Genomic DNA, 24,679 nt, shown 5'->3' with positions numbered 1-24,679 from the left:
ATGCGGCGCATGCGCCATATCAAGACTCTGGGGCTGGCGGCGCTCGTCGTCGCCGGCCTGCCCTTCCGCGCCCAGGCGGCGACTCTGCAGGTCGGAACTGACACCACCGACCTGCAGGCCCTGCTCGACCGCGCCGCCGACGGCGACGAGATCGCGCTCGCCACCGGCACCTATCGCGGACCGCTACGGATCAGCCACCGCTTGACGCTGGCTGGGGCTCCGGGCGCCGTGATCAGCGGTGGTGGCGAGGGCAGCGTCATCACCGTGGCGGCGCCGGGCACCGTCATTCGCGGCCTCGCCATCGACGGATCCGGCCGCGCGCTGGAGAAGATGGATTCCGGCATCTTCGTCGAGCAGGCCGCGCACGACGCAGTGATCGAGAACAACCGCATCGAGGGCAATCTGTTCGGCGTCTATCTGCACGGATCAGCCAACGCCATGGTCCGTCACAACAGCATCATCGGCCTGCGCGCGACGCGCGGCGGCGTCACCGGCAACGGCGTCTCGGTCTGGAACGCGCCGGGCGCCAAGGTGATCGACAACCAATTCCGGTACGGCCGCGATGGCGTGTTCGCCATCACCAGCCGCAACAACGTCTTCAGCGGCAATCGCTTCAGCGACCTGCGCTTCGCGGTCCACTTCATGTACACCAACGACAGCGAAATCTCCGGAAACGTCTCGACCCGCAACATCATCGGCTATGCGATGATGTTCTCCAAGGCGCTCGTCGTGAGGGATAACGTCTCGGATCACGACCGCGACCGCGGCTTGCTGTTCAACGCGGCCAACGGCTCGCAGATCGCCGGCAACAGCGTGATCGGCGGGTTGCAGCCGGCGGAGCGCTGGGCCACCGCGGAGAACCGCGGCACCGACGAAGGCGTGCCGCAGGCCGATGCGAGCACGGCCACGCCGACCGCCGGCGCCCGTCCCGGTCCCGAGAAATGCGTGTTCATCTACAACACCAACAACAACCATATCACCGACAACTGGTTCGAAGGGTGCGAGATCGGCGTTCACTTTACCGCCGGCTCCGAGGGCAACGACATCAGGGGCAATGCCTTCGTCAACAATGCTAGCCAGATCAAGTATGTCGGCACCCGCCATCTCGACTGGTCGAAAGACGGCCGCGGCAATTATTGGAGCGACAACCCGGGCTTCGACCTCAACGGCGACGGCATTGCCGACACCGCCTATCGGCCGAATGATCTGATCGACCGCGTATTGTGGACCGCGCCGGCCGCCAAGGTCCTGATCAACAGCCCGGCCGTGCAGGTGATCCGCTGGGCGCAGGCGCAGTTCCCGGCGATCCTGCCCGGCGGCGTGGTCGACAGCCATCCGCTGATGTCGCCACCGCCGGCGCGCCGCACTGCCGCTAGGAGCAGCGCCCGATGAGCGCGACCGTCCATATCGCCGACGTGATCAAGCACTACGGCAAGGTCGAAGCCGTCAAGGGCGTGTCGTTCGATCTCGCGGCCGGGGAGATGGTGGCCCTGATCGGCCACAACGGCGCCGGCAAGACCACGCTGATGAAGATGATGCTCGGCCTGATCCGACCGACCAAGGGCGCGATCGCGCTGCTCGGCGAAAACCCGGCCGCGGGCGAGTTCTCCTCGCGGCGTCGGCTCGGCTATCTGCCGGAGAACGTCGCCTTCGATGCCGCGCTCACCGGCCGCGAGACGCAGAGCTTCTACGCCCGCCTCAAGCGCGAGCCTGTGAAGGGCGCGCTGGCGCTGCTCGATGTCGTCGGGCTGGGCGACGCTGCCGGACGCCGCGTCAATACCTACTCGAAGGGCATGCGCCAGCGCCTCGGCTTGGCACAGGCGCTGATCGGCCGGCCACGCGTGCTGCTGCTGGACGAGCCGACCACCGGTCTCGATCCCGAGCTGCGCCAGACGTTCTACGAGGTGATCCAGAAGCTCGCCGCCGAGGGCACGACGGTGCTGCTGTCATCGCATGCGCTGACCGAGCTGGAGGAGCGGGCCGGCCGTGTCATCATCATGAACAAGGGACTCAAGGTCGCCGACGGCACGCTCGACGAGTTGCGCCGCCTCGCGCGACTGCCGACCCGGATCCGGGTCAAGGTCGCTGAGCTGCCGCCATCCGGCCGGCCCTCCTGGCTGCCGGAGGCGACCTCCTATCGTCGGGTCAATGGCCACATCGTCGAGATCGACGCAGCGCCGGACGAGAAGATCGCTCTGCTGCGCCGTGCGACGGCCGACGGCACCGCCGTGCAGGATCTCGAGCTCATTCCACCCAGTCTCGACGAGCTCTACGCGCATTTCCTGCGCCACGCGGAGCGTTCGCAATGAATGCCGTGATCACCATCGCCGCGAAGGAAATCCAGCAGGCGATCCGCAACCGCTGGGTGCTGGCGTCGACCCTGCTGCTGGCAGGGCTCGCGCTGTCGCTGACCTTTCTCGGCAGCGCACCGACCGGCACCGTGGGCGCGCGCGCGCTCGACGTCGTCATCGTCAGCCTGTCGAGCCTGACGATCTTCCTGATCCCGCTGATCGCGCTTCTGATCTCGCACGACGCCATCGTCGGAGACATGGAGCGCGGCACCATGCTGCTGCTGCTCAGCTATCCCGTGGCGCGCTGGCAGGTGCTGCTCGGCAAGTTCCTCGGTCATCTCGCGGTGCTCGCCTTCGCGACCTGCCTCGGCTATGGCGCCGCTGCCGTAGCGCTGCTGATCGCCGGCAGTCACTTCGACAGTGACGGGCTCGCGGCCTTCGCCGCGATGATCGGCTCCTCCGTTCTGCTTGGCGCGGTGTTCGTCGCGATCGGCTATCTCGTCAGCGCAGTGGTGCGCGACCGCGGCACCGCAGCGGGGGTCAGCATCGGTCTGTGGCTCGTGCTCGTCCTGATCTACGACATGGCGCTGCTCGGCCTTCTCGTGATCGATCAGGGCCGCAACGTTTCCAGCGGCGTGCTCAGCGCGCTGCTGCTGCTCAACCCGACCGACGCCTACCGGCTGTTCAACCTGACCGGCTTCGCCAATGTCAGCCTGTTCTCCGGCATGGCCGGGCTCGCCGGCAGCAGCACGCTGTCGGTGCAGGTGTTGCTCACAGCGCTGGTGCTTTGGACGTTGGTGCCGCTCGCCGGCGCCGCGCTGGCCTTCTCCCGGAGGGAGCTATGAAACGCCTCGCTTTCGCCGGCTTGCTCATCGCCGCCTTTGCGCTTGCCGCCTGCAACGACAGGCAGGCGGCCGCGCCGCCGCCGCCGATCAAGCTGACGGCGGAGGCGATCGGGCATTATTGCGGCATGAATCTGCTCGAGCATTCTGGCCCCAAGGGACAGATCTTCGCCGCCAGCCTGATCGAACCGGTGTGGTTCTCCTCCGCGCGTGACGCCATCGCCTTCACGATGCTGCCCGACGAGCCCAAGGACATCCAGGCGATCTACGTCTCCGACATGGGCAAAGCCGCGAGCTGGGACAATCCGGGCGCCGACAATTGGGTCGAGGCGCGCAAGGCGGTGTTCGTGATCGGCAGCCGGGTCAGGAGCGGCATGGGCAGCGACGAGGCGGTGCCGTTCTCGGATCGGACCGCGGCCGAGCGGTTCGCTGCCGAGCACGGCGGCCGCATCGTCGGCTTCACCGAGGTGCCCCGCGACTACGTGCTGAGCTCCGCCGACGACAACGCCGGTCTGGCCGAGCCGGGTTCGAAGCAAACCACGGGAGTCCAGCGATGACACTTCACCTCTCGCGCCGGCGCTTCATCCGCATCAGCGCCGCATTGGCGGGCCTCGCGGTTGCTCCTTCCTGGGCGCAGGCGGCCGACAGCACAAGCGGGTCGGTCGAATGGCGCGGCACGCTGCTCGGCGCCGTCGCCACGATCAAGCTTCATCACCGCGACCGGCAGGAAGCCGAACGGCTGATCACGGTGTCGATCGGCGAAGCCCGGCGGCTCGAGCGCCTGTTCAGCCTGTATCTGGAGCAATCGGCGCTGGTGACGCTGAACCGCACCGGCGTGCTGGTGGACCCCGCGCCCGAGCTGGTCGACATCCTCACACGCTCGCAGCGCTACGCCGCGATGACCGACGGCCGCTTCGACCCGACGGTGCAACCGCTGTGGACGCTCTATGCCGATCATTTTTCGCGCCCGCATGCCAATCCCGACGGGCCGCCGCAAGCGGCCGTGCAAGAGGCGCTGGCGCGGGTCGGCCATCAGCGGCTGAGCGTCAGCCGCGATCGCATCGTCATGCCGCGCGGCATGGCGCTCACCCTCAATGGCATCGCGCAGGGCTATGTCACGGACCGGATCGTCGAGCTCCTGCGCAGCGAGGGCGTGCAGCACAGCCTGGTCGACATGGGCGAAGCCCGCGCCATCGGCGCACGGCCGGATGCACGGCCCTGGGAGATCGCAATCGCCGATCCGGACATTCCCGACCGGACCGCTGCACTGCTTCCGATCATCGATCGCGCCGTATCGACATCGGGCGCCTATGGCTTCCGCTTCGATCCGCGAGGCCGCTTCAATCATCTGTTCGATCCGCACGACGGCGGCTGTGCGCAGCGCTATCGCAGCGTGACCACGGTCGCCGGCAATGCAACGGCGGCAGACGCGCTCTCGACCGCCTTCAGCCTGATGTCGGAGCCTGAGATTCGCGCCCTGCTGCCCCGCACCGAGATCGAACGTGTCCACCTGATCGACGCGACCGGAGCGACAGTCGAGCTTGTCGCTTGAATTCGCGGCCGAATCAGTCGAGAGCGCGGCTAGAGGATAACGGTCGCCGGTCGAAGGCCGCACCGCTTGCTGCTAGGACCTGATGCGCGCCGCGCGGCTGCCTCGTCAAAATCGCGCGGCCATCTCGACGAGCCGCCTGTGCGCCCGCTCACGCGCCACGCCGGTGTGCGCCGCCGGCCCGCTGGTCGGCCCGATCGCCACGAAGTGCAGGTCGCGAAGGCCCATGAAGCGCAGCGCCTCGCGCAGATAGGGCGTCGCGAGGTCGGTACGCCCCCGGCTGATGCCGGTGGTGAAGTCGCCGCCGCTGGCGAGGATCACCAGCGTCGGACGATCCTTCAGAAGCGGCAGGTAGCCACGCGACGGATCGAAGCGAAAGGTGAGGCCCGGCTGATTGATGATGTCGAGCCAGTGCTTGAGTTTGTAGGGAATGCCGAAATTCCACATCGGCGTCGAGATCACGACGCGCTCGGCCAGATCGAGCCGCACCGCCATGCGCTCGGCCACAGCGAACGCCCGGCGCTGGCCGTCGGTGAAGGCGCGGCCGCCCATGCGGGCATATTTCGCCTGCAGGATCTCGCCGTCGAACTCGGGCAGACTCTCGCGCCACAGATTCATCTCGTCGACGTCCCAGCCCGGCCGCGCCTGCCTGAAGCGGTCCAGGAAGGCGCGCGCGCCGGCGCTGGATTCCGAATCTGCCCGCGGCGAGGCGACGAGATGCAGCAGCTTTGGCATGCCTCACCCCAGCGCCCTGATCACCGCGTCGGCCGTGGTCACGACAGCAACATTCTGCATGGCGAAGTTGATCGACGCATTGTGCCAGTCCGCGTTCATGGTCGAGCAGCAATCCTCCGGCACCACGATGAAATAGCCCTTGTCGGCCCCGGTGCGCGCGGTGTGCTCCACCGACATGTTCGTCCAGGCGCCGGTATTGATGAGGACGTCGCGCCCGGTGGCCTTGAGAATCGTCTCGAGCCGCGTGCCTTCCCACGCGCTCATGCGCATCTTCTCGACCACGAAGTCGCCGCTGCGCGGCTCCAGGCCGGCGACAGGCGCCGCGCCCCAGCTGCCGCGCACCATCGCCTTGCTGTCGACCAGCCCCTCGAACAGCGGTGCGTTCAAGGTCACGCCGGGCGCACCCGGCTCGACCACGAACCAGACATGAATGATGACGACGCCGCGCGCACGCGCGACCTCGGCGAGCCGCCGGACATTGTCGACCACGCGCTGCTGCTTGGCATGACCGGGCGCGCCGGAATCCGCGAAGGCGCCACCGTCCATGATGACGTCGTTCTGCAGATCCTGGATGATCATCGCGCAGCGGCGCGGATCGAGCTGCATGTCGCCAGATGCCAGCTGCGGCGCCGATGGCGCGGACGTCGCGCTGGACATCGCCAGACCTGCCGTTGACGCCCCTCGACTTCGCGCGCTCATATACGGCTCGTGGCGCGGACCGACCTTGGTCGCGATCGCATAGACCGAATGGGTCGCGGTGAGATAGAGCGTGCGAAACTCGGGACCGCCCCAGGCGAGATTGGCGACGAGCTCCGGCACGCGCACCTTGCCGAGCAGTTCGCCCGTAGGCGCATAGACCCAGACGCCGCCGGGTGCGGTGACCCAGACATTGCCGCGCTGGTCGCATTTCATGCCGTCGGGCACGCCTGGCTCGAGCTCGGAGCGGATGCCGCTGGCAAAGACGCGCCCGTTCGCCAGCGCACCATCGCCGCCGACGTCGAACACGCGGATCACCGCCTGCACCGTATCGTTGACGTAAAGCAGCTTCTCGTCCGGGGAAAAGCACAGCCCGTTGGGCTGGTCGAACAGATGGCGGTCAACCAGCAGCCGCGGCGGACCGCCGCCCGGCGGCACCCGGTACACGCCCTGGAAGCCGAGCTGGCGCGGCCGCTCCACGCCATAGACCGGCATGCGGCCATACCACGGGTCGGAGAAGTAGATCGCCCCGCTGGAGTGGACGCACACGTCGTTGGGGCTGTTCAGCTCCTGGTTCTCGAAATGCGATGCCAGGATCTCGCGGCGGCCGTCGGGACGCTCGCGCACCAGCGACGACGTCGCGTGTTCGCAGACGATCAGATTGAGCTCGGCATCATAGGTCATGCCGTTGCACTTGTTCGACGGCCGCCGCATCTCCACCACGCCGCGCTTCGCGTCCCAGCGGCGGCGGACATCAGCCGGCATGTCGGAGAACAGCAGGAACTGCTCGACGGGATGCCAGATCGGCCCCTCGGTGAACTCGAAGCCGGTCGCGACCTGCGCCACCGGCGCATACGGATCGATCAGAGTTTCGAACTCAGTGCGCAACGTCACGTGGGTCATGGGGGCACCTTGTGCTGCTCACGCCGGAAACCAGTGCCGCTGCGGCAGCGACTGCACCAGCGGCCCCGGCACTTGGTCGTGCAGCCGTCCCACCACCACACCGCCTTCGATCTTGGCGGGACGATCGTGCACCGGCAGCAGATAGCGCGAACTCGACAGCAGCTTCTTGATCGCTGCCTTCTCGGCGCGTTTTGTCGTGCCGTGATTGCCGGTGGTGCGCGGCTCGCCATCCTGAATCTCGTTGAACGGCGTCACGATCTGGTCGTTGAAGTCGTAGATGACGTCGCCGCAGATGGTAGCGATGCCATCGGCAGTGTGGACGTGGATGTTCATCGAGCCTTCGGTATGGGCATTCGCAGCGTCGCAATAGACGCCCGGCATCAGCTCGACCGGGCCGGTGAGCTCGAGGTCGAGGAAACGCAGCGCACTCTTGGTGTGCAGCCGGTCGATCAGATGCTTGATGTCGGGCGCCGGATATTGCGGATGCATCAGCCCGGAAACCGAGTATTCGAGCTCGCGGCGGTTGAGCACGACCGTCGTGTTCATCGGGAACAGATCGTCCTTCCCGGCGTGATCGATGTGCAGATGGGTGTGGCAGACGTAGCGGACATCGCCCATGCGCACGCCGTGCCGCGCCAATTGGTTCTCGATCATGTTCTCATGGTACTGCAGCCCGCGCATGCCCAGCGTCTCCATGATCTGGTTGGAGCGGTAGCCGGTATCGACCACGACCGGATACGGCCCGCCCAGGATCAGGAAGCCGAGCGTCAGCACCCGGCGGGTGCGGCCGCAATCACGGCCGAGCACAAGGAAGCTCGATTCCAATTCGATGTCACCATAGTCGAGAACCTTGATTTCCAGCGCCATGAGCGTTCCCTGTTGCTTTTGTTGTCGTTGCAGGCGGTATCATCCCAGCCGATAGACGCGCTGCGCCGTCCCTCCCATGACCTGCGCGCGCGCATGCTCGTCGAGGTCCCGGATGGCAGCCTCATAGGCCCCCACCAGTACGCGGTAGTCGGTCCAGAGCTTCTCGATCGGAAAGTTCGAGCCGAACAGGCAGCGCTCGGGGCCGAACATTCCGACCGTCTCCCGCACCACGTCGGCGACATGCGCCGGATCGTTGCGGCGAATGAAGGTGCCGAGGCCCGAGAGCTTGCTGACGACATTGCTGCAGCTCGCCAGCCGCTGCATGCCGGCTCGCCATCGATCGCGACCGCGCGTGGACAGATCCTCCAGCATGCCGGCATGCTGGAGGATGAAGGTCACGGACGGACAGCTCTCGGCGAGCGCTGCGGCGCCCGCCATCTGCGGCCCGAAGACCTGCAGGTCGAAGGACCAGCCGTAGTCGGCGAGCCGCGCGATGTTGGCGCGGATATGGGTATCTCTGCAAAGGTCTGGGGACGAAGCGAAACGATAGAGCGGGTTCTCATGCCAGTGCAGCTGCATCCGGACCCCGCGCAGCAGGGGATAGCGCGCCAGCCGGTTGAACTGCGGCCGCGCATCTTCGACGCTCAGATCGGCATAGGCGACGATCGCGTGCGGAAAGCCGTGCTGCTCAGAAGTTCGCTGCACCCAGGCGGCTTCGTCCTCGAAGCCGTCCTTGGCCCAGTTGGTCTGGACGTAGACCGATTGCGTGACGCCGCTGCCGGCGATGTCGTCGAGATACTCCTCGATCGTGTAGTCGCGCCTGATCGGCTCATAGGGGCCGAAAATCCGCGGCTGCATCGGCCCGACCAGCCAGGGCAGATCGGCCTGACGCCAGATGTGGTGATGCGCATCGACATAACCGGTCATGCCGCCCTCCTCTGTGCCAGCGACAGAACATGCGCGACGATGGTCTCGTCCGACCCGCCGGCTGCGATGTCGTCGACGAATGGCGCGATCGCCTGCAACGCCTCGGTCTGCGGCTTGAAGCCGGGCCCCGTCGCGAGCGGCGTCAGCCAGCTCAGGCGCCAGGCGCGCAGCGACAGCCTCCACACGGCGTCACGGAGCACATGATGGTCACCACGCTCGAGCCCATCCGAGATGACCAGCACGACGGCGCCCCGCGCGTAGGTCGAGAACCGCGGCACCGCGAGGAAGGCCTGCAGCGCCTCGCCGATGCGCGTGCCACCGTCCCAGTCGCTGACGAGATGCGAGGCAGCGAGCAGCGCCTGTTCGCGCCGCTTCAGCCGCAAGGGCCGCGTCACGCGTGTCAGCCGTGTGCCAAGCGTGAACACCTCGGCCTGGGGTACGGCCTGCACCAGCACGTGGGCGAGCCGCATGTTATCCTCGGTCCGCGCCTTCATCGAGCCGGAGACGTCGATCAGCAGCAGCAATCGTCGCAATCGAGGTCGCCGCTTCAGCCGCCGCAGCGACAGCACCTCACCGTCGCGCCTTATGCTCTCGCGCAGGGTCCGGCGCAGGTCCACGAAGCTGCCGCGCCGCGCGCGCATGCGCCGGTGGCCACGCCGTTTCGGCAGTTTTGCACGCGCCTGACGCGCGAGGCGCTGCAGGGCATGGCCGCCCGTCGTCGCAGCCAAGCGGCGGGCGACCAGCGCTTCAACGCGCGTCGCAGCCAGACCTGACTCGTTCTGCTCCTCGGCGAGATCGGGACCGACAGCGCCGTCCCCTTCCTCCTGGAGACGCACGACATCGTCCTGCCTGTCGCTCTCGCTGAAGGCCGTTGCCTCGGCGACACCAAAATGGACGTCGAACAGCAGATTGTAGGTCGCGAGCCGCTCCGGAGGCGGCGCGAGGGTCGCCGTCCCGGCACGACGGATATCCTCGATGCTGACAGGCCCCAGCAGTTCGATCGCAGCGAGGAAGGCGGTGGTCTGCTCCGGCGCAATTGCGAAGCCGTTTCGCCGCAACAGCGCAGCGAATGTCACGAAGATCTCGGTCGCCTGCGGCAGGCGGGGCTCGCTCATGTCATCGCCTCCGCGAGCAGCGCGTCGAGCCGCGGCGCGATGAAGGACAGATCCTCCTCATCCTTCAGCGCGACGCCAATCGCGCGCTTGAACGCATCGGGCCAGCGCGCGCCGGTCTGGTTGAGCAGCGTCGCCGCCTCCGCCCAATCGACCGCCTCGGCAATCCCGGGCGCCTTGCTCAGCGGCTCGCGCCGCAGCTTCGCCACTGCAGCCACCACGGCCCGCGCGGTCGCTTCGGCAACACTGGAGGCCCGCATCATCACGATGCGCGCCTCGCGCTCCGCATCGGGATAGTCGATCCAATGATAGACACAGCGTCGGCGCAGCGCTTCGTGCAGGTCACGGGTCCGATTCGAGGTCAGCACCACGATCGGCCGCTCCGCGGCGCGCACCGTGCCGCGCTCGGGGATCGATATCTGGAAATCGGAGAGAAATTCGAGCAGGAACGCCTCGAACTCCTGGTCGGCCCGATCGATCTCGTCGATCAGCAGCACGGTCGCATCGGGCGCGCGCAGGCAGGCCAGCATCGGCCGCTCGATCAGAAAGCTCTCGCCATAGATGTCGATGCTCTCCTCGCCGGCTTGGCGGATCGCGAGCATCTGGCGCGGATAGTTCCACTCGTAGAGCGCCGCAGCAGCGTCGATACCTTCGTAGCATTGCAGGCGGATCAGCTTGCGGCCGAGCACCGCGGCGATTGCCTTCGCCGCCTCGGTTTTTCCGACGCCGGGCGCGCCTTCCAAGAGCAATGGCTTGCCCAGCGCGAGCGCGAGATAGGCCGCGGTGGAGAGCCCGTCATCGGCGAGATAGTACGCCGCGCGCAGTGCCTTTTCCAGCGCCTGCGGCGAGTCGATGCCGACGATGTTGCTGCGGACCACCATGCTGCGTCACCGCCGCGTCTGCGGCCGGGCGCCGCCCTGGGCCTTGATCGCGCGCAGCACTTTCTCTGGCGTGATCGGCAGTTCGTCGAGGCGCACGCCGACGGCGTTGAAAATCGCATTCGCGATGGCAGGAAGCACGGGATTGGCGCACATCTCGCCAGGGCCCTTGCCGCCGAACGGTCCGTCTGGCGCCGGCCGCTCCAGCACGGCGATGTCGTGCGGACAGATGTCGCCAGGTCCCGGCATCAGGTATTCCACGAAGTCGCGCGGTCCTTGCTTCGGGTCCGGGTAGTACGGCTCCGTCGTCTCGTAGAGCGCGTGGCTCATGCCCATCCAGGCGCCGCCGACCAGCTGCTGCTCGACGAGGCGGGGATTGAGCGCGCGTCCCAGCTCATAGGCGCTGTCCATCCTGACCACGCCGACCTCGCCGGTCTCGTCATCGACCTCGACCTCGGCGACGAGACAGGCATGCGCGTAGCAGGTCGCCGGGGACATTTCGCCAGTCTCGGGATCCACCTCCGACAGCGGCACCAGGAAGATGCCACGGCCGGAGATGGTCTTGCCCTGGCGGAACTGCGCGGCGATGGCGACGTCCTTCACCGAGATCGAGCGCTGCGGCGCGCCCTTGACGTGAATGTTGCCGCGACCATCGGTCTCGAGATCGCTGGCGTTGACCTCGAGCTCCTCGGCCGCGGCCTCCATCATGACGCCACGCGCCTCCTTGGCCGCCGCCATCACGGCATTGCCGACGCGATGCGTGCCGCGCGAAGCGAACGAGCCCATGCAATGCGGGCCGGTGTCGGAATCGGCGGTGTCGACATAGACGTCCTCGACCGGCACGCCGAGCGTCTCGGCGCAGATCTGCCGCGTCACCGACTTCATGCCCTGGCCGAGATCGATCGACGACAGCGCCACCGTGAACTTGCCGCTGGGATTGGAATGCACCAGCGCCTGGCTCGGATCGCCGCCGAGATTCATGCCGATGGGATAGTTGATCGCCGCCATGCCGCGGCCGCGGTGCCTCGTCATCTCAGCGCCTCCTCGTGCCGAACACCGACGAGAACCGCGTCGCGCCGTGCCCCGGCGAAGGCGCCGGGCTCGTTGGCGGAGGTGGTGGCGGCTCGGGCTGTGGCGGCGCCGAGAGACCACGATCGTAGCTGGTGCGTTGCTGCGCCGGCGCCGAGCGCGGCTGTGAGGGCTCGCGCGGCGTCGACGGCACCGCGGCCCGCGCGCCACCGCCATCCCTGCGCGACGACATCCGGCGGAACTCCTCGCGGATCGGCCATTTCGCTTTCTCCGCCGCGACCTGGACGCATTCGATCAGCGCGGTGTTCTTGGCCTCGCGGCGATGCGCCTTCATGTCGCCGTCGCGATAGGCGTTGAGGATACGAAACTCCATCGGGTCCATGCCGATCAGATGCGCGAGCTTGTCCATCTGGCATTCGAGCGCGAAGTCCATGCCGGTGATGCCGAAGCCGCGCATTGCGGTGGCCGGCGTGCGGTTGGTGAAGATGCAGTAGATGTCGCCATGGACGTTCGGGATCGTGTAGGGCCCCGGCAGGTGCGCGGCACATTTGACCACCGCGTAGCTCGACAGCCGCGTATAAGCACCAGAGTCGAAATAGCCGCGGATCTGGCGCGCCACGATGCGGCCGTCGCGCATGACCCCGTCCTTGATGTAGATGCACTCGGCGCCGCGGGGCGGCCCGAACTGCATCTCCTCCTCTCGCCCGAGCACATAGCGCACCGGGCGCCCCGTCAACATCGCAGCGAGAATGGCGAGCGGCTCGGTCAGCGTGTCGACCTTGCCGCCGAAGCCGCCACCGACCGTGCCGCCGATGAAGTGGAATGTGTTCGACGGCAGATCGAGGATCTTGGCGCAGGTGTCGAGCGAGAAGAACAGCGCCTGGGTCGAGGTATAGACCACGTAGCGGCCGTTGGTGTCGGGCGCGGCGATCGAGCCGTTGGTCTCGACCGGCGCGTGCTCGATCGGCGACATCTGGTAGCGCTGCTCCAGCACGTGATCGGCGCCGGCAAAGCCGCGCTCGACGTCGCCAAAGCGCAACTTCTGGTGGTCGTAGCGGTCGTGATAGGTGAACGTATTCTTCGGATAGGTCTCGTTGACAACAGGCGCGCCCGGCTTCAGCGCCTCCTCGACGTCGAACACCGCCGGCAACGTCTCGTAGTCCACGCGCACCTTGGCGGCCGCCTCGTACGCCGCGCGCGGCGTATCCGCGACCACGGCAACGATCGGCTCCCCCTTGTAGCGGACCTTGTCGACGGCAAGCGTCGGCTCATCGTCCTTGCCAAAATTGATCAGGCTGAGCAGCGTGTTGAGATTGCGCGGCACGTCGCTGCCGCGGATGATCCGCCGCACGCCCTCGCTCCGTTCGGCCTCGCTGGTCTCGATGCGGCGCAGCCGCGCATGCGGCTGCGTGGATCTGACGACCTTCAGATGCAGCATGCCCTGCAGCTTGTGATCGTTGAAATAGGTCGAGGTCCCCGTGACATGGCCGAGCATGTCCTGGCGTTGGGTGCCCTTGCCGACCTCGTTGAGATTGTCGTCGCGCTCGTCGGCGAAGATGTCCTTGCGCAGTTCCAGCATGGCGATCTCTCCTCACGCACTCGCGCGCAGCGACGCGGCCGCCGCCAGCACCGCATTGATGATCGGCTCGTAGCCGGTACACCGGCAGATGTTGCCCGAAATCGCCTCTACCACCTGCTCGCGGCTTGGCTGCGGGATCTTGTCGAGCAGCGCCTTCGCCGCCATCAGCATGCCCGGCGTGCAATAGCCGCATTGCGCGGCAAAACCCTCGGCGAAGGCGCGCTGCAGCGGATGCAAATTCGGACCGCTCTTGATGCCGTCGAGGGTCTCGACCGCGCGGCCCTCGACGGCTTCGGCGAGCGTCAGACAAGACAGGTGCGCGTCGCCATCGATGAGGACCGTGCAGGCGCCGCAGCCGCCCTGGCCGCAACCGAATTTCGGCGTGAGGTCGCCGATCATCTCGCGCAGCACGACCAGCAGATTGGTGCCGCCGTCAACGAACAGCGCGACATCGCGACCATTGTGCCGGAACTGAAGTGGGGTCTTAGCCATGCTCTAGCTCTCCTGTCCCGACAACAGCCGCCGCAGATGGACGCCGACCACTTCGCGGCGATACCACGCGCTGGCAAGCGAATTGTCGGTGGGTGCCGTTCCCTCGGCTGCCGCAGCAGCGGCGGCACTGATCGCGCCGGCGTCGAACGGCCGCCCTTCGAGCGCGCGCTCGGCCGCCTTGGCGCGGATGGCGGTCGGGGCCATCGATCCCAGCGCGATCCGCGCGCCGGTCACGCGGCCGCCACTCTGTGGAAGATGCGCCGCAAGCGTGATCACCGATCCGCCCTTCGGCTTGATGCGGGCGATCTTGCGATAGCGGAACGCATCCGCCGACGCAGGACGGATGCACGACACGCCGACCACCAGCGCACCGGCCTGGCGGTCGCGCGATTGCAGGAACTCCTCGATCGGCATGTCCCTGACGCCGAAGCCGCCCTGCAGCGAGACGATGCCGTCGAGCGCCAGCAGCGCCACCGTGAAGTCGCCGAACGGCGCCGGCGCGAACAGATTGCCACCGACGGTCCCCATGTTGCGCACCGCCGGGCCGCCGATCGAGCGCGCCGCCGGATGCAGGAAGGCGAGATCGCGTTCGGCCAGCACGCGGGCGAAGGTGACGCCGGCGCCGATCCTGATGCGTGCGCCTGCCGCATCGATGCCCTGCAAGGTCCGGTCGGTGGCGCGGATGACCGTCGCAATCGAGACGTCGCCCTCGTTGAGATCGCGCATGACCAGCGTGCCGCCGCCCAGGTAGCGCGCGGCGCGGTCCGACGACAGCGCAGACGCTGCTTCGCTCGCGGCCTGAAACGTCTTCACCGTGACCGGCATCGGTTCACCTCGTCCTCATGCCGCCTGCTTCAGATGCGATCGGATCGCCTCAAAGCCGGCCTGGTAGATGTCTTCTGCCACCATGCGCGACAGCGCCTCGGCCAGCTCGGGCCGCGTCGTGAAGCGGCTCTCCCAGTGCCAGAAGGTGCGATCACCATCGGTGACCGGCAGCAGCCGGACATGGGCGACGTAGTTGAACAGCTGGACCGGCGTATCGAGCAGACAGTAGCTGAGGCTCTGCTCGAGATCGGACAGCGCCAGCAACTGCTCGCGCAGCTCGGAGCCGTCCTTCAGACGAAAGCGCCTGACACAGCCGATCTTGTCGGACGTCTGCGAACGCTCGATCGCAGAGGTCGCCACCGCCGGGTGCCAGCGATCATGACCGTTGAAGTCGCGCAGCACCTCCCACACGGCCTCGGTCGGCGCATCGATGATGGTGCTCTTGACCACGTGCGGCACGGCGTCAGCCCCCGAACGCGCGCTTGAGCGCATCGAAGCCGCCCTGGAACACGCCGCCGCCGATCGAAGCCACCAGATCAGCCTCGCGCTCCGGCGCGCAGTCGAACTCGGCGGTCCACTCCAGAAACGTCTTGTCGCCGTCCGTGACCGGTGTCAGCCTGAGGGTCGCGACGTAGTTCGATACGCCCATCGGCGATTCCAGGATCGAGTAGGTGCAGAACATGTCGTAGTCCGACAGGCCGAGCAGCTTCTCGCGAATGCGGTCGCCGTTGCGAAGCCGGAAATCCCTGACGCAGCCGATCTTGTCGGCGGGCTCGCCGCCCTCGATCCGGCTTTCGGCGATCGCCGGATGCCAGTTCGGCAGGCCGTTGAAGTCGCGGACGCGCGCCCACACCCGATCGTTGCGGGCACTCACGACGGTGGAGACGTAAACCCTCGCCATCTCGCATCAACCCTTCTTGCGCGGACCGCGATCGGTCGGCGGCTCGGACGGGCTGCCCTCGCCCGATCCGGCGCCGCCGCCTGTCTCCTTGCGCGCTGAGGTTTCTTTCCGGATGCCCTGCATGTCCCGGGCCTCGCGGATCAGGCCCGGCATCTTGGCAAGGCTGCCGCCCTCGACGCCGATATCGGAGAGGATCGAGTCGATCAGCGGCGCCTGGACGCGGTAGCGCAGCGCGGAATCGATCACCTCGTCGGTCGCGCTGCGGCCGCCATTGCCGTTGCCGCCATTTCCGTTCAAGCCGTCGACCTGCAGGATGCGGATGCCCTCGATCTTCTCCATCGGCTTGACGCTCTCGCGCACGATGCCCTCGATGCGGTCGAGCAGCTTGCGCCGGAACAGCGAGTAGCGTGCCTGGTCGGTCAGGACGTTCTCGGCCTCGTTGAGCAGCTTCTGCGCCTCCGCTTCGACCGCGGCACGAACCCGCTCGGCCTCTGCGGCGATCCGCGTCTCCTCGGCCTGCTTCTCGGCCAGCAGCACCTCGACCGTCTTACGGCGGCGGGCAATCTCGCTCTCGCGCGCCGTGACGACTTTCTCCGCCGCTTCCGTTGCACGCGAGCGCGCCTCTTCGGCCGCGACCTTGGCCGCGGATTCCTCCAGCGATTTTTGATACAGCGCGATGGCCTTCTCCATCAGCGCCGTCTCGACGTCCTTCTCGCGGTTCACTTCGAGCTTGCGCAGCTCGCGCTCGCGGCCGATGCGGGCCTCGTCGAGACCACGATCCGAGGCGATGCGGGCGCGTTCGACCTCCTCACGGGCCGCGATCTCGGCCTCCTGCAGCGACTGGACGCGCGCGACCTCGAGCTGCTCGATCGCCCGGCGACGCTCCAACCGGACGGCCTCCAGCGCCTGCTCGCGCGAGACATCGGCGGTCTCGACCTGCCTGCGCGCGACGATCTCGGCTTCCTTGACCTGGCGATCCGCATCGATGCGCTCGGCTCGCTTGGCGGCGAGCTCGATGACGCGGGTTTCGTCGGCGAGCTCGATCGCCTTCTTCTGGTCGATGTTGAGCACCTCGCGCGTCCGCGACGAGGCAATGCGCTCGGCCTCCAGCGCCAGCTCGACTTCGATGCGACGCCGCTCGACCGCCTCCCGACGCTTGAGATCGGCGGCCTCGACGGCCTCCGTGCGCTCGATCTCCAGGCTGCGCGTCTCCTTCTCCGACTGGATCCGCTTGGCTGTTACAGCCAGCTCCTGGGCGATGCGGGCCGCTTCGATCGCCTCGCGCGAGGCGATGTCGGCCTCCTCGATGGTCCTGACGCGCGCGATCTCCAGCGCACGCACCCGCTCCTCCTGCGCGATACGGCTGGCCTCCGTCGCCTCGCGCGCGGCGATGCCGGCGATCTCGATGCCCTGGTTGCGCTCGATCTCCAGCCTGCGCGTGGCGTGCTCGGCGGCGATCCGTTCCGCAGACAATGCCTGCTCGCGCGCGATCCGGGCGGCCTCGACCGCTTTCTGCGCCTCGATCTCAGCCTCCTGGATGTTGCGCACTTGGGCAATCTCGGTGGCGCGGGTGCGCTCGTCGGAGCTGATGCGCTCCAGATTGACGATCATGGTCTGCGCGATGCGCGCCTTCTCTGTCGCCTCGCGCGCGGCGATCTCCGCCTGCTCGATCGCGCGGGTGCGTTCGATCTCGCGGCGGCGTGTCTCCTCGTCATTGGCGATGCGCGCATCGGAGACGACGCGGTCCTGCTGAATCCTGGCCTTCTCCACCGCCTCGCGCGCGGCGATCTCGGCTTCCTCGATGGTGCGGGTCCGCTCGATATCGCGTTGGCGCACCTCGCGCTCAGATTCGATGCGCGCGGCGTCGATCGCGCGCTGGTTGGCGATCCGCGCCTTCTCGATGTCCTCGCGCGCCAGCAGCTCCCTCTCTTCGACGGCACGCGTCCGCTCGATCTCGCGCTGCCGCGTGTCGCGCTCGGCAGCGATTCGGGCCTCGGCAATCGTCAGTTCGTTCGCGATCCGCGCCTTCTCGATCGCCTCGCGCGCCATGATCTGTGCCTGCTCGGCCTCGGTCTCGCGCAGCGCCCGCTCGCGCGCCACCTCCGTCCGCTGCAGGGCGCGGCGCATCTCGATGTCGCGCTCCTGCTCCAGCCGCGCCGTCTCGCTCTCGCGCTCGATATCGAGCGCCTCGCGCTCAGCTTCGAGGTTGCGGGTGCGAATCTTGATCATCGAGTCCTGCTCGATGTCGTTGCGCAGCTTGCGCTTGCTCTCGATGTCCTCCATCAGCCGCGTCAGGCCCTCGGCATCGAACCGGTTCGAGGGGTTGAAAAATTCGAGATCTGTCTGGTCCAAATCGGTGATCGCCACCGATTCCAGCTCCAGGCCGTTCTGGGCCAGCGCCTCGGCCGCGGCCGCCTTGAGACGGGACACGTAGTCACCGCGCTGCTCGTGCATCTGCTCCATGGTCATTTCAGCGGCAACCGAGCGCATGGCCGAGATGAACTTGCCGGACAGCAGCGCATGCAGCCGCTCCGGCTCGAGGGTGCGACGGCCGAGCGTCGCCGCCGCGATCGACACCGCCTCGCGCGTCGGCTGGACACGAACGTAGAAGTCGGCCTCGACGTCGACCCGCATGCGGTCGCGCGTGATGACGGCGTCCTGCCGCGCGCGCGTGATACCCATCGGCAGCACGTTCATGTTCACCGGCGTATAGTCGTGAATGAAGGGCAGCACGAAGGCGCCGCCATTGATCACGACGCGCTCCCCGAGGAAGCCCGTGCGGACGAAGGACACCTCCTTCGAGGAGCGGTGATACAGCCAGTTGACGATGTAGACCGCGACCACGATGACGATGATCGCAATGATCAGCCAAAGAATCAGCTCACCGATCAGAGCCCCGGACATCTCATTTCTCCCTCAGTCTCTCGTCCGGCGAATGCGGCGCCTCAGCGCCGCTGCTGCCGGATCTCGTGTTGTCGCCTCAGACGCGGCGTGGCCGCGCGCTGATTGCCTTGAAATGTCGTACCTGCTCCGTCAGTGCGCGCTCCACCGGCAGCCGCTCCATCGAGGAGGCGCCGTAGAAGCCATGGCAGTTCTTGGTGTGCTTCATGATGAAGTCGGCGTCGGAAGGCTCCGCGATCGGGCCGCCATGCGCCAGAACTAGAATCTCGGGGTTGACACTGAGCGCGGCCGAGGCCCAGCTGTCGATCAGGCCGGGACAGTCTTCGAGCTTGGGCGCGGTCTGCGCGCCGATCGAGCCGCCGGTTGTCAGACCGAGATGGCAGACGATGACGTCCGCACCCGCGATCGCCATGCCCGCGGCCTGGGCTTCATTGAAGACGTAAGGCGTCGTCAGCAGGTCCTTGTCATGCGCGCGCCCGATCATGTCGATCTCCAGCGCGTAGGAAATGCCCGTCTCCTCGAGATTGGCGCGGAAAGTGCCGTCGATCAGGCCGACGGTCGGGAAGTTCTGCACACCGGAGAAGCCGAGCGCCTTCAGCTCATCGAGGAACACATCCATGTCGCGGAACGGGTCGGTGCCGTTGACGCCCGCGAGCACCGGGGTCGACTTCACCACCGGCAGCACCTCGCTGGCCATCTCGACCACGATGGCATTGGCGTCGCCATAGGCCATCAGTCCGGCGAGCGAGCCGCGGCCGGCCATGCGATAACGGCCGGAATTGTAGATCACGATCAGGTCGATGCCGCCGGCCTCCTCGCATTTGGCCGACAGGCCGGTGCCGGCGCCGCCGCCGATGATCGGCACGCCACGGCGCACCATGTCGCGAAACTTCTTCAGCAGCGGTGCGCGCTCATATCTCGGCATGACCATCACCTCGCCTGTCTGCGCCGCGCCGGCAGCCGCCCAAGCATCGGCCGGATGGCGCCGACGACCACTGCTGCGAACTCATTGTCGTTGATGTGATGCGGCACGCGGATCAGGCGCCGGCTCGAGGTCTGCCGTACGGTCTGCTCGAGACTGCGGAACAGCGCCTCATCCGCCTCGCGATCGAAGAACGGCTGCCCGGGCGCATCGAGCGCGGAGACGCCCTTTTCCGGCAGGAGAAACCGGACCGATCCATCCATGCGATTGAGCCGCTCGCCGATCCAGCGCCCCATCTGCGCGTTCTCCGCGGCCGTCGTCCGCATCAGCGTGACCTGCGGATTGTGCACGTGGAATTTGCGGCCGCGGTAGCGCTCGGGAATGGTCTCGGGCGCGCCGAAATTCACCATGTCGAGCGCGCCGACCGAGCCGACATAGGGCACGCGGCTGCGGATGATCGCGCCGAAGCGATCCTCGGTTGCCGGAAACACACCGCCCATCAGCAGGTCGCAGACCTCGGTCGTGGTGAGATCGATCACGCCGGCGAGCATGCCGGAATCGACCAGCTTCTCCATCGAGCGGCCGCCGACGCCGGTGGCGTGGAAGACGAGGCACTCGTAGTCGTCGCGCAGCTCGGCCGTGAGCTTCTGCACCGCCGGCGTGGTCACGCCGAACATGGTGATGCCGATCGCGGGACGTTGCGGTCGGGTGCTGTCAGCGATAGCGGGCTTCCGCTGGCGGGCCATCACCATGCCGGCTAGCGCATGCGCGCCATTGCTCAGCACCGCGCGCGAAATCGAATTGAGACCCTGAACGTCGGTGACCGAGTACATCATCGCGATGTCGGCCGGCCCGACATAGGCGCCGACGTCACCGGATGCGACAGAGGAGATGATCAGCTTGGGCACACCGACGGGGAGCTCGCGCATGCCCGGCGCGACCAGCGACGTTCCGCCGGAGCCGCCCGCCGAGATGATACCTGCGACATTGTCCTGCCGGCGCAGCCAGCGCCCGAACGCATCCGCCATCGCGGTGACGGATGCGCCGCGATCGGCACCGAACACGGCGGGACCGCCGCGCGGATGATTGAGTGCGATCTCCTGGGCCGAGACGTCGCAGCTCGTATGGCGTCCGCTGGTGGAGACGTCGACCAGCCGGGTGCGCAGCCCGTGGCTCGCGACGAGATCGCGGATGAAGCGCAGTTCGTCACCCTTGGTGTCGAGCGTGCCGGCGACGATCACCGCGGGCGGACCTGACGTGATCGGCGCGGCGCGCTCACGGCCCTGGCGCGCGGCCTCGTCAAGTCGGCTGACGCTGGTGGAGAGCGTGCGCGCCTTGGCCTCGATCTGCGCGATCGGCACCGGCTGCGACCAGCGCGTCGGCAGCACGGGATTAGAGACGTAAACCTTTACGGGCGCAGCTTTCGGCGTCGTTGATACCGCCGCACGTGCGGCGGGCCTCTCCTGAACTTCGCCCGTCCCGAGATCGGTCTCGTCGCCGGCATGCTGGCCGACACCGAGCAGGCGCTGCTGCAGTTCGCGGTCGGCGGCGAGCCGGGCCGAGTCGATGATACGGTTGATGCGGCCATTGACCATGATCGCGACGCGGGACGAGATCGCGGTCGCAACGCCGATGTTCTGCTCGATCACGAGCACCGCCATGTCGCCGTCCTGGCTGAGCCGGATCAGCATCTCCTCGACCTGGGCGACGATGACCGGCGCCAAGCCCTCTGTCGGCTCATCCATGATCAGGAGCTGCGGATTGGTCAGCAGCGCGCGCGAGATCGCCAGCATCTGCTGCTCGCCGCCCGACAACTGGCCGCCGCCATTGTTGCGGCGCTCGGCGAGCCGCGGAAATGTTTCGTAGACGCGCTCGACGGTCCAGGCGCCGCGGCGCAGGCCGGCGGCGAGTCGCAGATGCTCGTCGACGCTGAGCGAGCGCCACAGACGCCGCCCCTGCGGCACATAGCCGACGCCGAGCCGCGCGATGCGCGCCGGATTGAGCCCGGTGATATCATTGCCGCGCAGACGCACCGTGCCGGCGGACGGCCGCAGCAGGCCCATGATGCCCTTGCACAGCGTCGTCTTGCCCATGCCGTTGCGGCCGACCAGCGAGAAGACGCCGCTGTCGAGCCGGAGATCGACGCCCTGCAGCGCATGCGAATGGCCGTAGTACACGTCGAGGCCGCGGACCTCGAGCGCAGGCGCGGAGCGGCGGACGTCATTCATGGCCGCCTCCGAGATAGAGCTCCTGCACCTCCGGATCGGATTCGATCTCCTGCGGTGCGCCTTCCTTGAAGATGCGGCCGTTGTGCATCATCGTCACGCTCTCGACGACGCGCAGCGCCACGTCCATGTCGTGCTCGATGATGATGTAACCGATGTGCGGCGGCAGCGACGTCAGGATCTCGACCAGCTCGCGCCGCTCGGTCGGCGACAGACCCGCCGCCGGCTCGTCGAACAGGATGAATCGGGGCGCGCCGGCCAGCGCCAGCGCGATCTCGAGCTGCCGCTGCTGGCCATGGGCGAGCTCCGAAACCAGTTGATCACGCACGGACGTCAGATGCACGGCCTCGATCAGGCGCTCGGCCGCCTGCATCAGGGCGTCATTGGCGCTGGGACGCAGCATCGAGAAGCGCGCGCGCGAGACGCCACGGCATGCCAGATAGACATTGTCGCGCACCGACAGGCCGAGGAACAGCGCCGAGATCTGGTAGGTGCGGCGCAGCCCGCGGCGGATCCGCTCGTAGGGCGGAAAGGCGGTGATGTCCTCGCCGAAGAAGCGGATCGTGCCTGAGGTCGGCAGGAAGTCGCCGGTCACGCAGTTGAACAGGGTGGTCTTGCCGGCGCCGTTCGAGCCGAGCACCGCGCGCCGCTCGCCGGGCCGCACCGTGATCGTGATGTCGGTCAGCGCGGCGAGCGCACCGAACATCCGCGTGACACCGCGCAATTCGAGGGCTGCAGTCGAGCCGAGCGCCGAGAGCCGGTCAGCGACCCTATCCATGGCCGTGACCTCCGGGGCGCGACCTCGGCTCCGATGCCCCGCTGCGACGGCGCCACCGCTCATAGAGCCCGATGACGCCGTCGGAGGACCAGAACACGATAGCGAGAAAGCCGAGCCCGATCAGCAGCCGGAACCGGTTGCCGTCGAGCCCGACCTTCACCAGGAAGTCGAGCGCGAAGGTGCGCAGGATGACGAAGATGAAGGCGCCGATATAGGGCCCAACCGGCCGGGTAATGCCGCCGACGACGGCGACGATGAGAATGTCGATGCAGCGCTCGACCGCGACAGATCCGGGCGAGATCTGCCGATAGTTCCAGACCTGCAGCACGCCACCCATGCCGGCGATCAGGGCCGCGAACGCATAGGCGGCGATGCGATGTGCATTGACGTTGAAGCCGAGCGCGGCCATGCGTCTGGGATTGTCGCGCACACCCTGCAGCGCCAGGCCGAACGGCGCGCGCGACAGATAGAGCACAGCGAAATAGCCCAGTGCGGCCACCGCCAGCGTCAGGTAATAGAACGCGACGTCCATGCGCCAATCGACGCCGAGAAAATGCGGCGTGGCGATCGTGTTGATGCCGGTGTGGCCGTTGAATATCGCCCAGTTCTGATTGGTGAAATAATAGAACGCCGCGCCGATCGCGAGCGTGATCATGATGGTGTAGATGCCCTCGGTGCGTACCGCCAGCGCGCCGCCCAGCGTGCCGAACAGCACCGCGAGCACCAGGGCCATCGGCGTCGCCAACCACCACGGCCATCCCAGGCTGATATTGGCGTTGCCGCTGACGCCGAACACGGCGACCATGTACCCGGCAAAGCCCGCGATCGTCAGCTGCATCAGGCTGACCATGCCGCCATAGCCGGCGAGGAACATCAGGCTCAGCGCGATGGTGCCGAGGATCAGGGTCGTGCCGAAGATCTCGATCAGGAAGAAGCCGTTGGCGATCAGCGGCATGATCAGCAGCAGCGCGGAGACCGCCCAGGCCCAGGGCTGCTCGGTGGCCGACCATGCGGCCGGCTGCCGTGCGGCGCCGCCTGCCAGCATGCTCTCCCGCGCACTTGCCTCCTGGATCAGCGACATCTCATCGCCTCGCCAGGAGGCCCTGGGGCCGCAGCGCGAGCACCAGCACCATGATCAGGAAGGTCACGACGATCGCATAGGTCGGGATGTAGACCGAGCCGAGCTGCTCGGCGAGCCCAATGATCAGCGCGCCGAGCGCGGCTCCCGGGATCGATCCCATGCCGCCGACGATGACGACGACCAGCGAGGCCAGCAAAAAGCGCGTGTCCTCGCCGGGTGAGATCGACTGGAAGGTTCCGCCGACCACGCCGGCAATGCCGGCCAGCCCCGCGCCCAGTGCGAACACCAGCACGAAGACGAGCTGAATCTGCACACCGGTCGCCGCCAGGATCTCGCGATCATCCACGCCGGCGCGCACGATCATGCCGACGCGGGTGCGGTTGAGCGCGAGCCACATCGCGACGCCGATCACGACGGAGCCGCAGAAGATCACCAGCCGCACCAGCGGATACTGCAGGAACACGGCCTCGCCCGACGATTTCATCGCCGTCATCAGCGGCAGCTGTACCGGCCCGATCAGCCAGGCTGGCGTCTGGATCTGATAGAAGTCGCCGCCGAACGCCCACAGCATCAGATCGGCGAACACGATCGAGAGGCCGATCGTCACCATGGTCTGGCGCAGGTCCTGGCCCTCCATGCGACGAAAGACGAGCAGCTGCAGGAGAACGCCGATGGCCGCGACGAGGATGAAGGCGGCGACGAAGGCGAGGATCCATGACCCGGTCGCGGCGGACACGCCGTAGCCCACATAGCCGCCGAGCAGATAGAGCGAGCCGTGCGCAAGGTTGACGTTTCGCATCAGGCCGAAGATCAACGTGAAGCCGCTCGCGACCAGGAAATACAGTCCGCCCAGCGTGATGCCATTGAACACCGCACTCAGGAACACCTTCTTGCGGCCGATCGCCTCCTCGAGCCCCGGCGGCCAGACGGCGAAGATCAGCCACGCCAGCAGCGCCAAGGCGAGAAGAAGAATGAGGGACCAGATCGGGTGACGCTCGATGAAGCGGCTCATCAGCCCGCCCTCACGACAAGAGGGACGGATCCGTCGTCACAGCGGAAAGGCGCATTCAGCCGAAGATCGCCGGGTCTGCCGGCCATCGCTCGTCCTCCCTCGTCGGATCCTTTTGCGGATCACGTTGCCCAGAG

Annotated in this window: 23 protein-coding genes; 5 read left to right on the top strand and 18 right to left on the bottom strand. The window is 67.2% G+C overall.

The features are described 5' to 3' along the window. Genes ACQR1E_RS29180 through ACQR1E_RS29160 form a run of 5 tightly spaced genes read left to right on the top strand, consistent with a single transcriptional unit; the run spans position 1 to position 4,685 of the window. Entirely contained in the window at positions 1-1,392 is a 1,392-nt protein-coding gene (locus ACQR1E_RS29180) for a nitrous oxide reductase family maturation protein NosD (protein WP_434841987.1), read from the top strand. Further along, positions 1,389-2,309, top strand: coding sequence for an ABC transporter ATP-binding protein (locus ACQR1E_RS29175; RefSeq protein WP_315827796.1), 921 nt, complete (start codon positions 1,389-1,391; stop codon positions 2,307-2,309). Before ACQR1E_RS29180 ends, ACQR1E_RS29175 begins: the two co-directional genes overlap by 4 nt. Beyond that, positions 2,306-3,136 (top strand): ABC transporter permease, encoded by an 831-nt coding sequence (locus ACQR1E_RS29170; RefSeq protein WP_316170908.1) that lies wholly within the window; start codon positions 2,306-2,308, stop codon positions 3,134-3,136. The genes ACQR1E_RS29175 and ACQR1E_RS29170 overlap by 4 nt, the downstream gene beginning before the upstream one ends. After that, the gene (locus ACQR1E_RS29165) at positions 3,133-3,690 is read left to right on the top strand and encodes a nitrous oxide reductase accessory protein NosL (RefSeq protein ID WP_315717454.1); all 558 of its coding nucleotides are present in this window, start codon (positions 3,133-3,135) and stop codon (positions 3,688-3,690) included. Before ACQR1E_RS29170 ends, ACQR1E_RS29165 begins: the two co-directional genes overlap by 4 nt. Beyond that, positions 3,687-4,685, top strand: a complete 999-nt coding sequence (locus tag ACQR1E_RS29160) for an FAD:protein FMN transferase (RefSeq protein ID WP_316170909.1) — start codon at positions 3,687-3,689, stop codon at positions 4,683-4,685. Before ACQR1E_RS29165 ends, ACQR1E_RS29160 begins: the two co-directional genes overlap by 4 nt. Before the next feature lie 105 nt (positions 4,686-4,790). Here ACQR1E_RS29160 and ACQR1E_RS29155 read toward each other — a convergent pair whose 3' ends face one another. From ACQR1E_RS29155 to ACQR1E_RS29070, 18 genes are all read right to left on the bottom strand, one after another. Next, entirely contained in the window at positions 4,791-5,417 is a 627-nt protein-coding gene (locus ACQR1E_RS29155) for an FMN-dependent NADH-azoreductase (RefSeq protein WP_315752539.1), read from the bottom strand. A 3-nt stretch (positions 5,418-5,420) separates the two neighbouring features. Continuing rightward, positions 5,421-7,016, bottom strand: coding sequence for an isochorismatase family protein (locus ACQR1E_RS29150; RefSeq protein WP_434863401.1), 1,596 nt, complete (start codon positions 7,014-7,016; stop codon positions 5,421-5,423). Between the two features lie 18 nt (positions 7,017-7,034). Then, positions 7,035-7,883 (bottom strand): MBL fold metallo-hydrolase, encoded by an 849-nt coding sequence (locus ACQR1E_RS29145; protein WP_315717450.1) that lies wholly within the window; start codon positions 7,881-7,883, stop codon positions 7,035-7,037. Between the two features lie 39 nt (positions 7,884-7,922). Continuing rightward, positions 7,923-8,810, bottom strand: coding sequence for an amidohydrolase family protein (locus ACQR1E_RS29140; protein ID WP_315827794.1), 888 nt, complete (start codon positions 8,808-8,810; stop codon positions 7,923-7,925). Next, positions 8,807-9,925, bottom strand: coding sequence for a VWA domain-containing protein (locus ACQR1E_RS29135; protein WP_315717448.1), 1,119 nt, complete (start codon positions 9,923-9,925; stop codon positions 8,807-8,809). The genes ACQR1E_RS29140 and ACQR1E_RS29135 overlap by 4 nt, the downstream gene beginning before the upstream one ends. Further along, entirely contained in the window at positions 9,922-10,803 is an 882-nt protein-coding gene (locus ACQR1E_RS29130; RefSeq protein WP_315717447.1) for an AAA family ATPase, read from the bottom strand. Before ACQR1E_RS29130 ends, ACQR1E_RS29135 begins: the two co-directional genes overlap by 4 nt. A gap of 6 nt (positions 10,804-10,809) precedes the next feature. Beyond that, positions 10,810-11,832, bottom strand: coding sequence for a xanthine dehydrogenase family protein molybdopterin-binding subunit (locus tag ACQR1E_RS29125; RefSeq protein WP_434863402.1), 1,023 nt, complete (start codon positions 11,830-11,832; stop codon positions 10,810-10,812). Between the two features lies 1 nt (position 11,833). Then, the gene (locus ACQR1E_RS29120; protein WP_434897888.1) at positions 11,834-13,408 is read right to left on the bottom strand and encodes a xanthine dehydrogenase family protein molybdopterin-binding subunit; all 1,575 of its coding nucleotides are present in this window, start codon (positions 13,406-13,408) and stop codon (positions 11,834-11,836) included. A gap of 12 nt (positions 13,409-13,420) precedes the next feature. Then, positions 13,421-13,900, bottom strand: a complete 480-nt coding sequence (locus ACQR1E_RS29115) for a (2Fe-2S)-binding protein (RefSeq protein ID WP_315717444.1) — start codon at positions 13,898-13,900, stop codon at positions 13,421-13,423. Between the two features lie 3 nt (positions 13,901-13,903). Beyond that, the gene (locus tag ACQR1E_RS29110; protein ID WP_316170915.1) at positions 13,904-14,725 is read right to left on the bottom strand and encodes an FAD binding domain-containing protein; all 822 of its coding nucleotides are present in this window, start codon (positions 14,723-14,725) and stop codon (positions 13,904-13,906) included. A gap of 15 nt (positions 14,726-14,740) precedes the next feature. Then, a complete protein-coding gene (locus ACQR1E_RS29105) occupies positions 14,741-15,184 on the bottom strand; it encodes an SRPBCC family protein (RefSeq protein WP_434897887.1) in 444 nt (147 codons plus the stop codon). Positions 15,185-15,188: 4 nt separating this feature from the next. Further along, positions 15,189-15,626 (bottom strand): SRPBCC family protein, encoded by a 438-nt coding sequence (locus ACQR1E_RS29100; protein ID WP_315717441.1) that lies wholly within the window; start codon positions 15,624-15,626, stop codon positions 15,189-15,191. Between the two features lie 6 nt (positions 15,627-15,632). Then, the gene (locus tag ACQR1E_RS29095; RefSeq protein ID WP_434897886.1) at positions 15,633-18,530 is read right to left on the bottom strand and encodes a flotillin domain-containing protein; all 2,898 of its coding nucleotides are present in this window, start codon (positions 18,528-18,530) and stop codon (positions 15,633-15,635) included. Positions 18,531-18,606: 76 nt separating this feature from the next. Beyond that, positions 18,607-19,452, bottom strand: a complete 846-nt coding sequence (locus ACQR1E_RS29090; RefSeq protein WP_434872249.1) for a phosphoenolpyruvate hydrolase family protein — start codon at positions 19,450-19,452, stop codon at positions 18,607-18,609. 5 nt (positions 19,453-19,457) lie between these two features. Next, on the bottom strand, positions 19,458-21,677 hold the full coding sequence (locus ACQR1E_RS29085) for an ABC transporter permease (protein WP_434897885.1): 2,220 nt from the start codon (positions 21,675-21,677) through the stop codon (positions 19,458-19,460). Continuing rightward, the gene (locus ACQR1E_RS29080; protein WP_315717437.1) at positions 21,670-22,452 is read right to left on the bottom strand and encodes an ABC transporter ATP-binding protein; all 783 of its coding nucleotides are present in this window, start codon (positions 22,450-22,452) and stop codon (positions 21,670-21,672) included. The genes ACQR1E_RS29085 and ACQR1E_RS29080 overlap by 8 nt, the downstream gene beginning before the upstream one ends. After that, positions 22,445-23,533: a branched-chain amino acid ABC transporter permease gene (locus ACQR1E_RS29075; protein WP_434843877.1), complete on the bottom strand. Its 1,089-nt coding sequence runs from the start codon at positions 23,531-23,533 to the stop codon at positions 22,445-22,447. The genes ACQR1E_RS29080 and ACQR1E_RS29075 overlap by 8 nt, the downstream gene beginning before the upstream one ends. 1 nt (position 23,534) lies before the next feature. After that, a complete protein-coding gene (locus tag ACQR1E_RS29070; protein WP_316226547.1) occupies positions 23,535-24,545 on the bottom strand; it encodes a branched-chain amino acid ABC transporter permease in 1,011 nt (336 codons plus the stop codon). Positions 24,546-24,679: the final 134 nt, after the last annotated feature.

Source organism: Bradyrhizobium sp. HKCCYLRH1030, assembly GCF_051168395.1.
Classification (GTDB): domain Bacteria; phylum Pseudomonadota; class Alphaproteobacteria; order Rhizobiales; family Xanthobacteraceae; genus Bradyrhizobium.
This window is presented reverse-complemented; position numbering and strand designations above follow the sequence as displayed.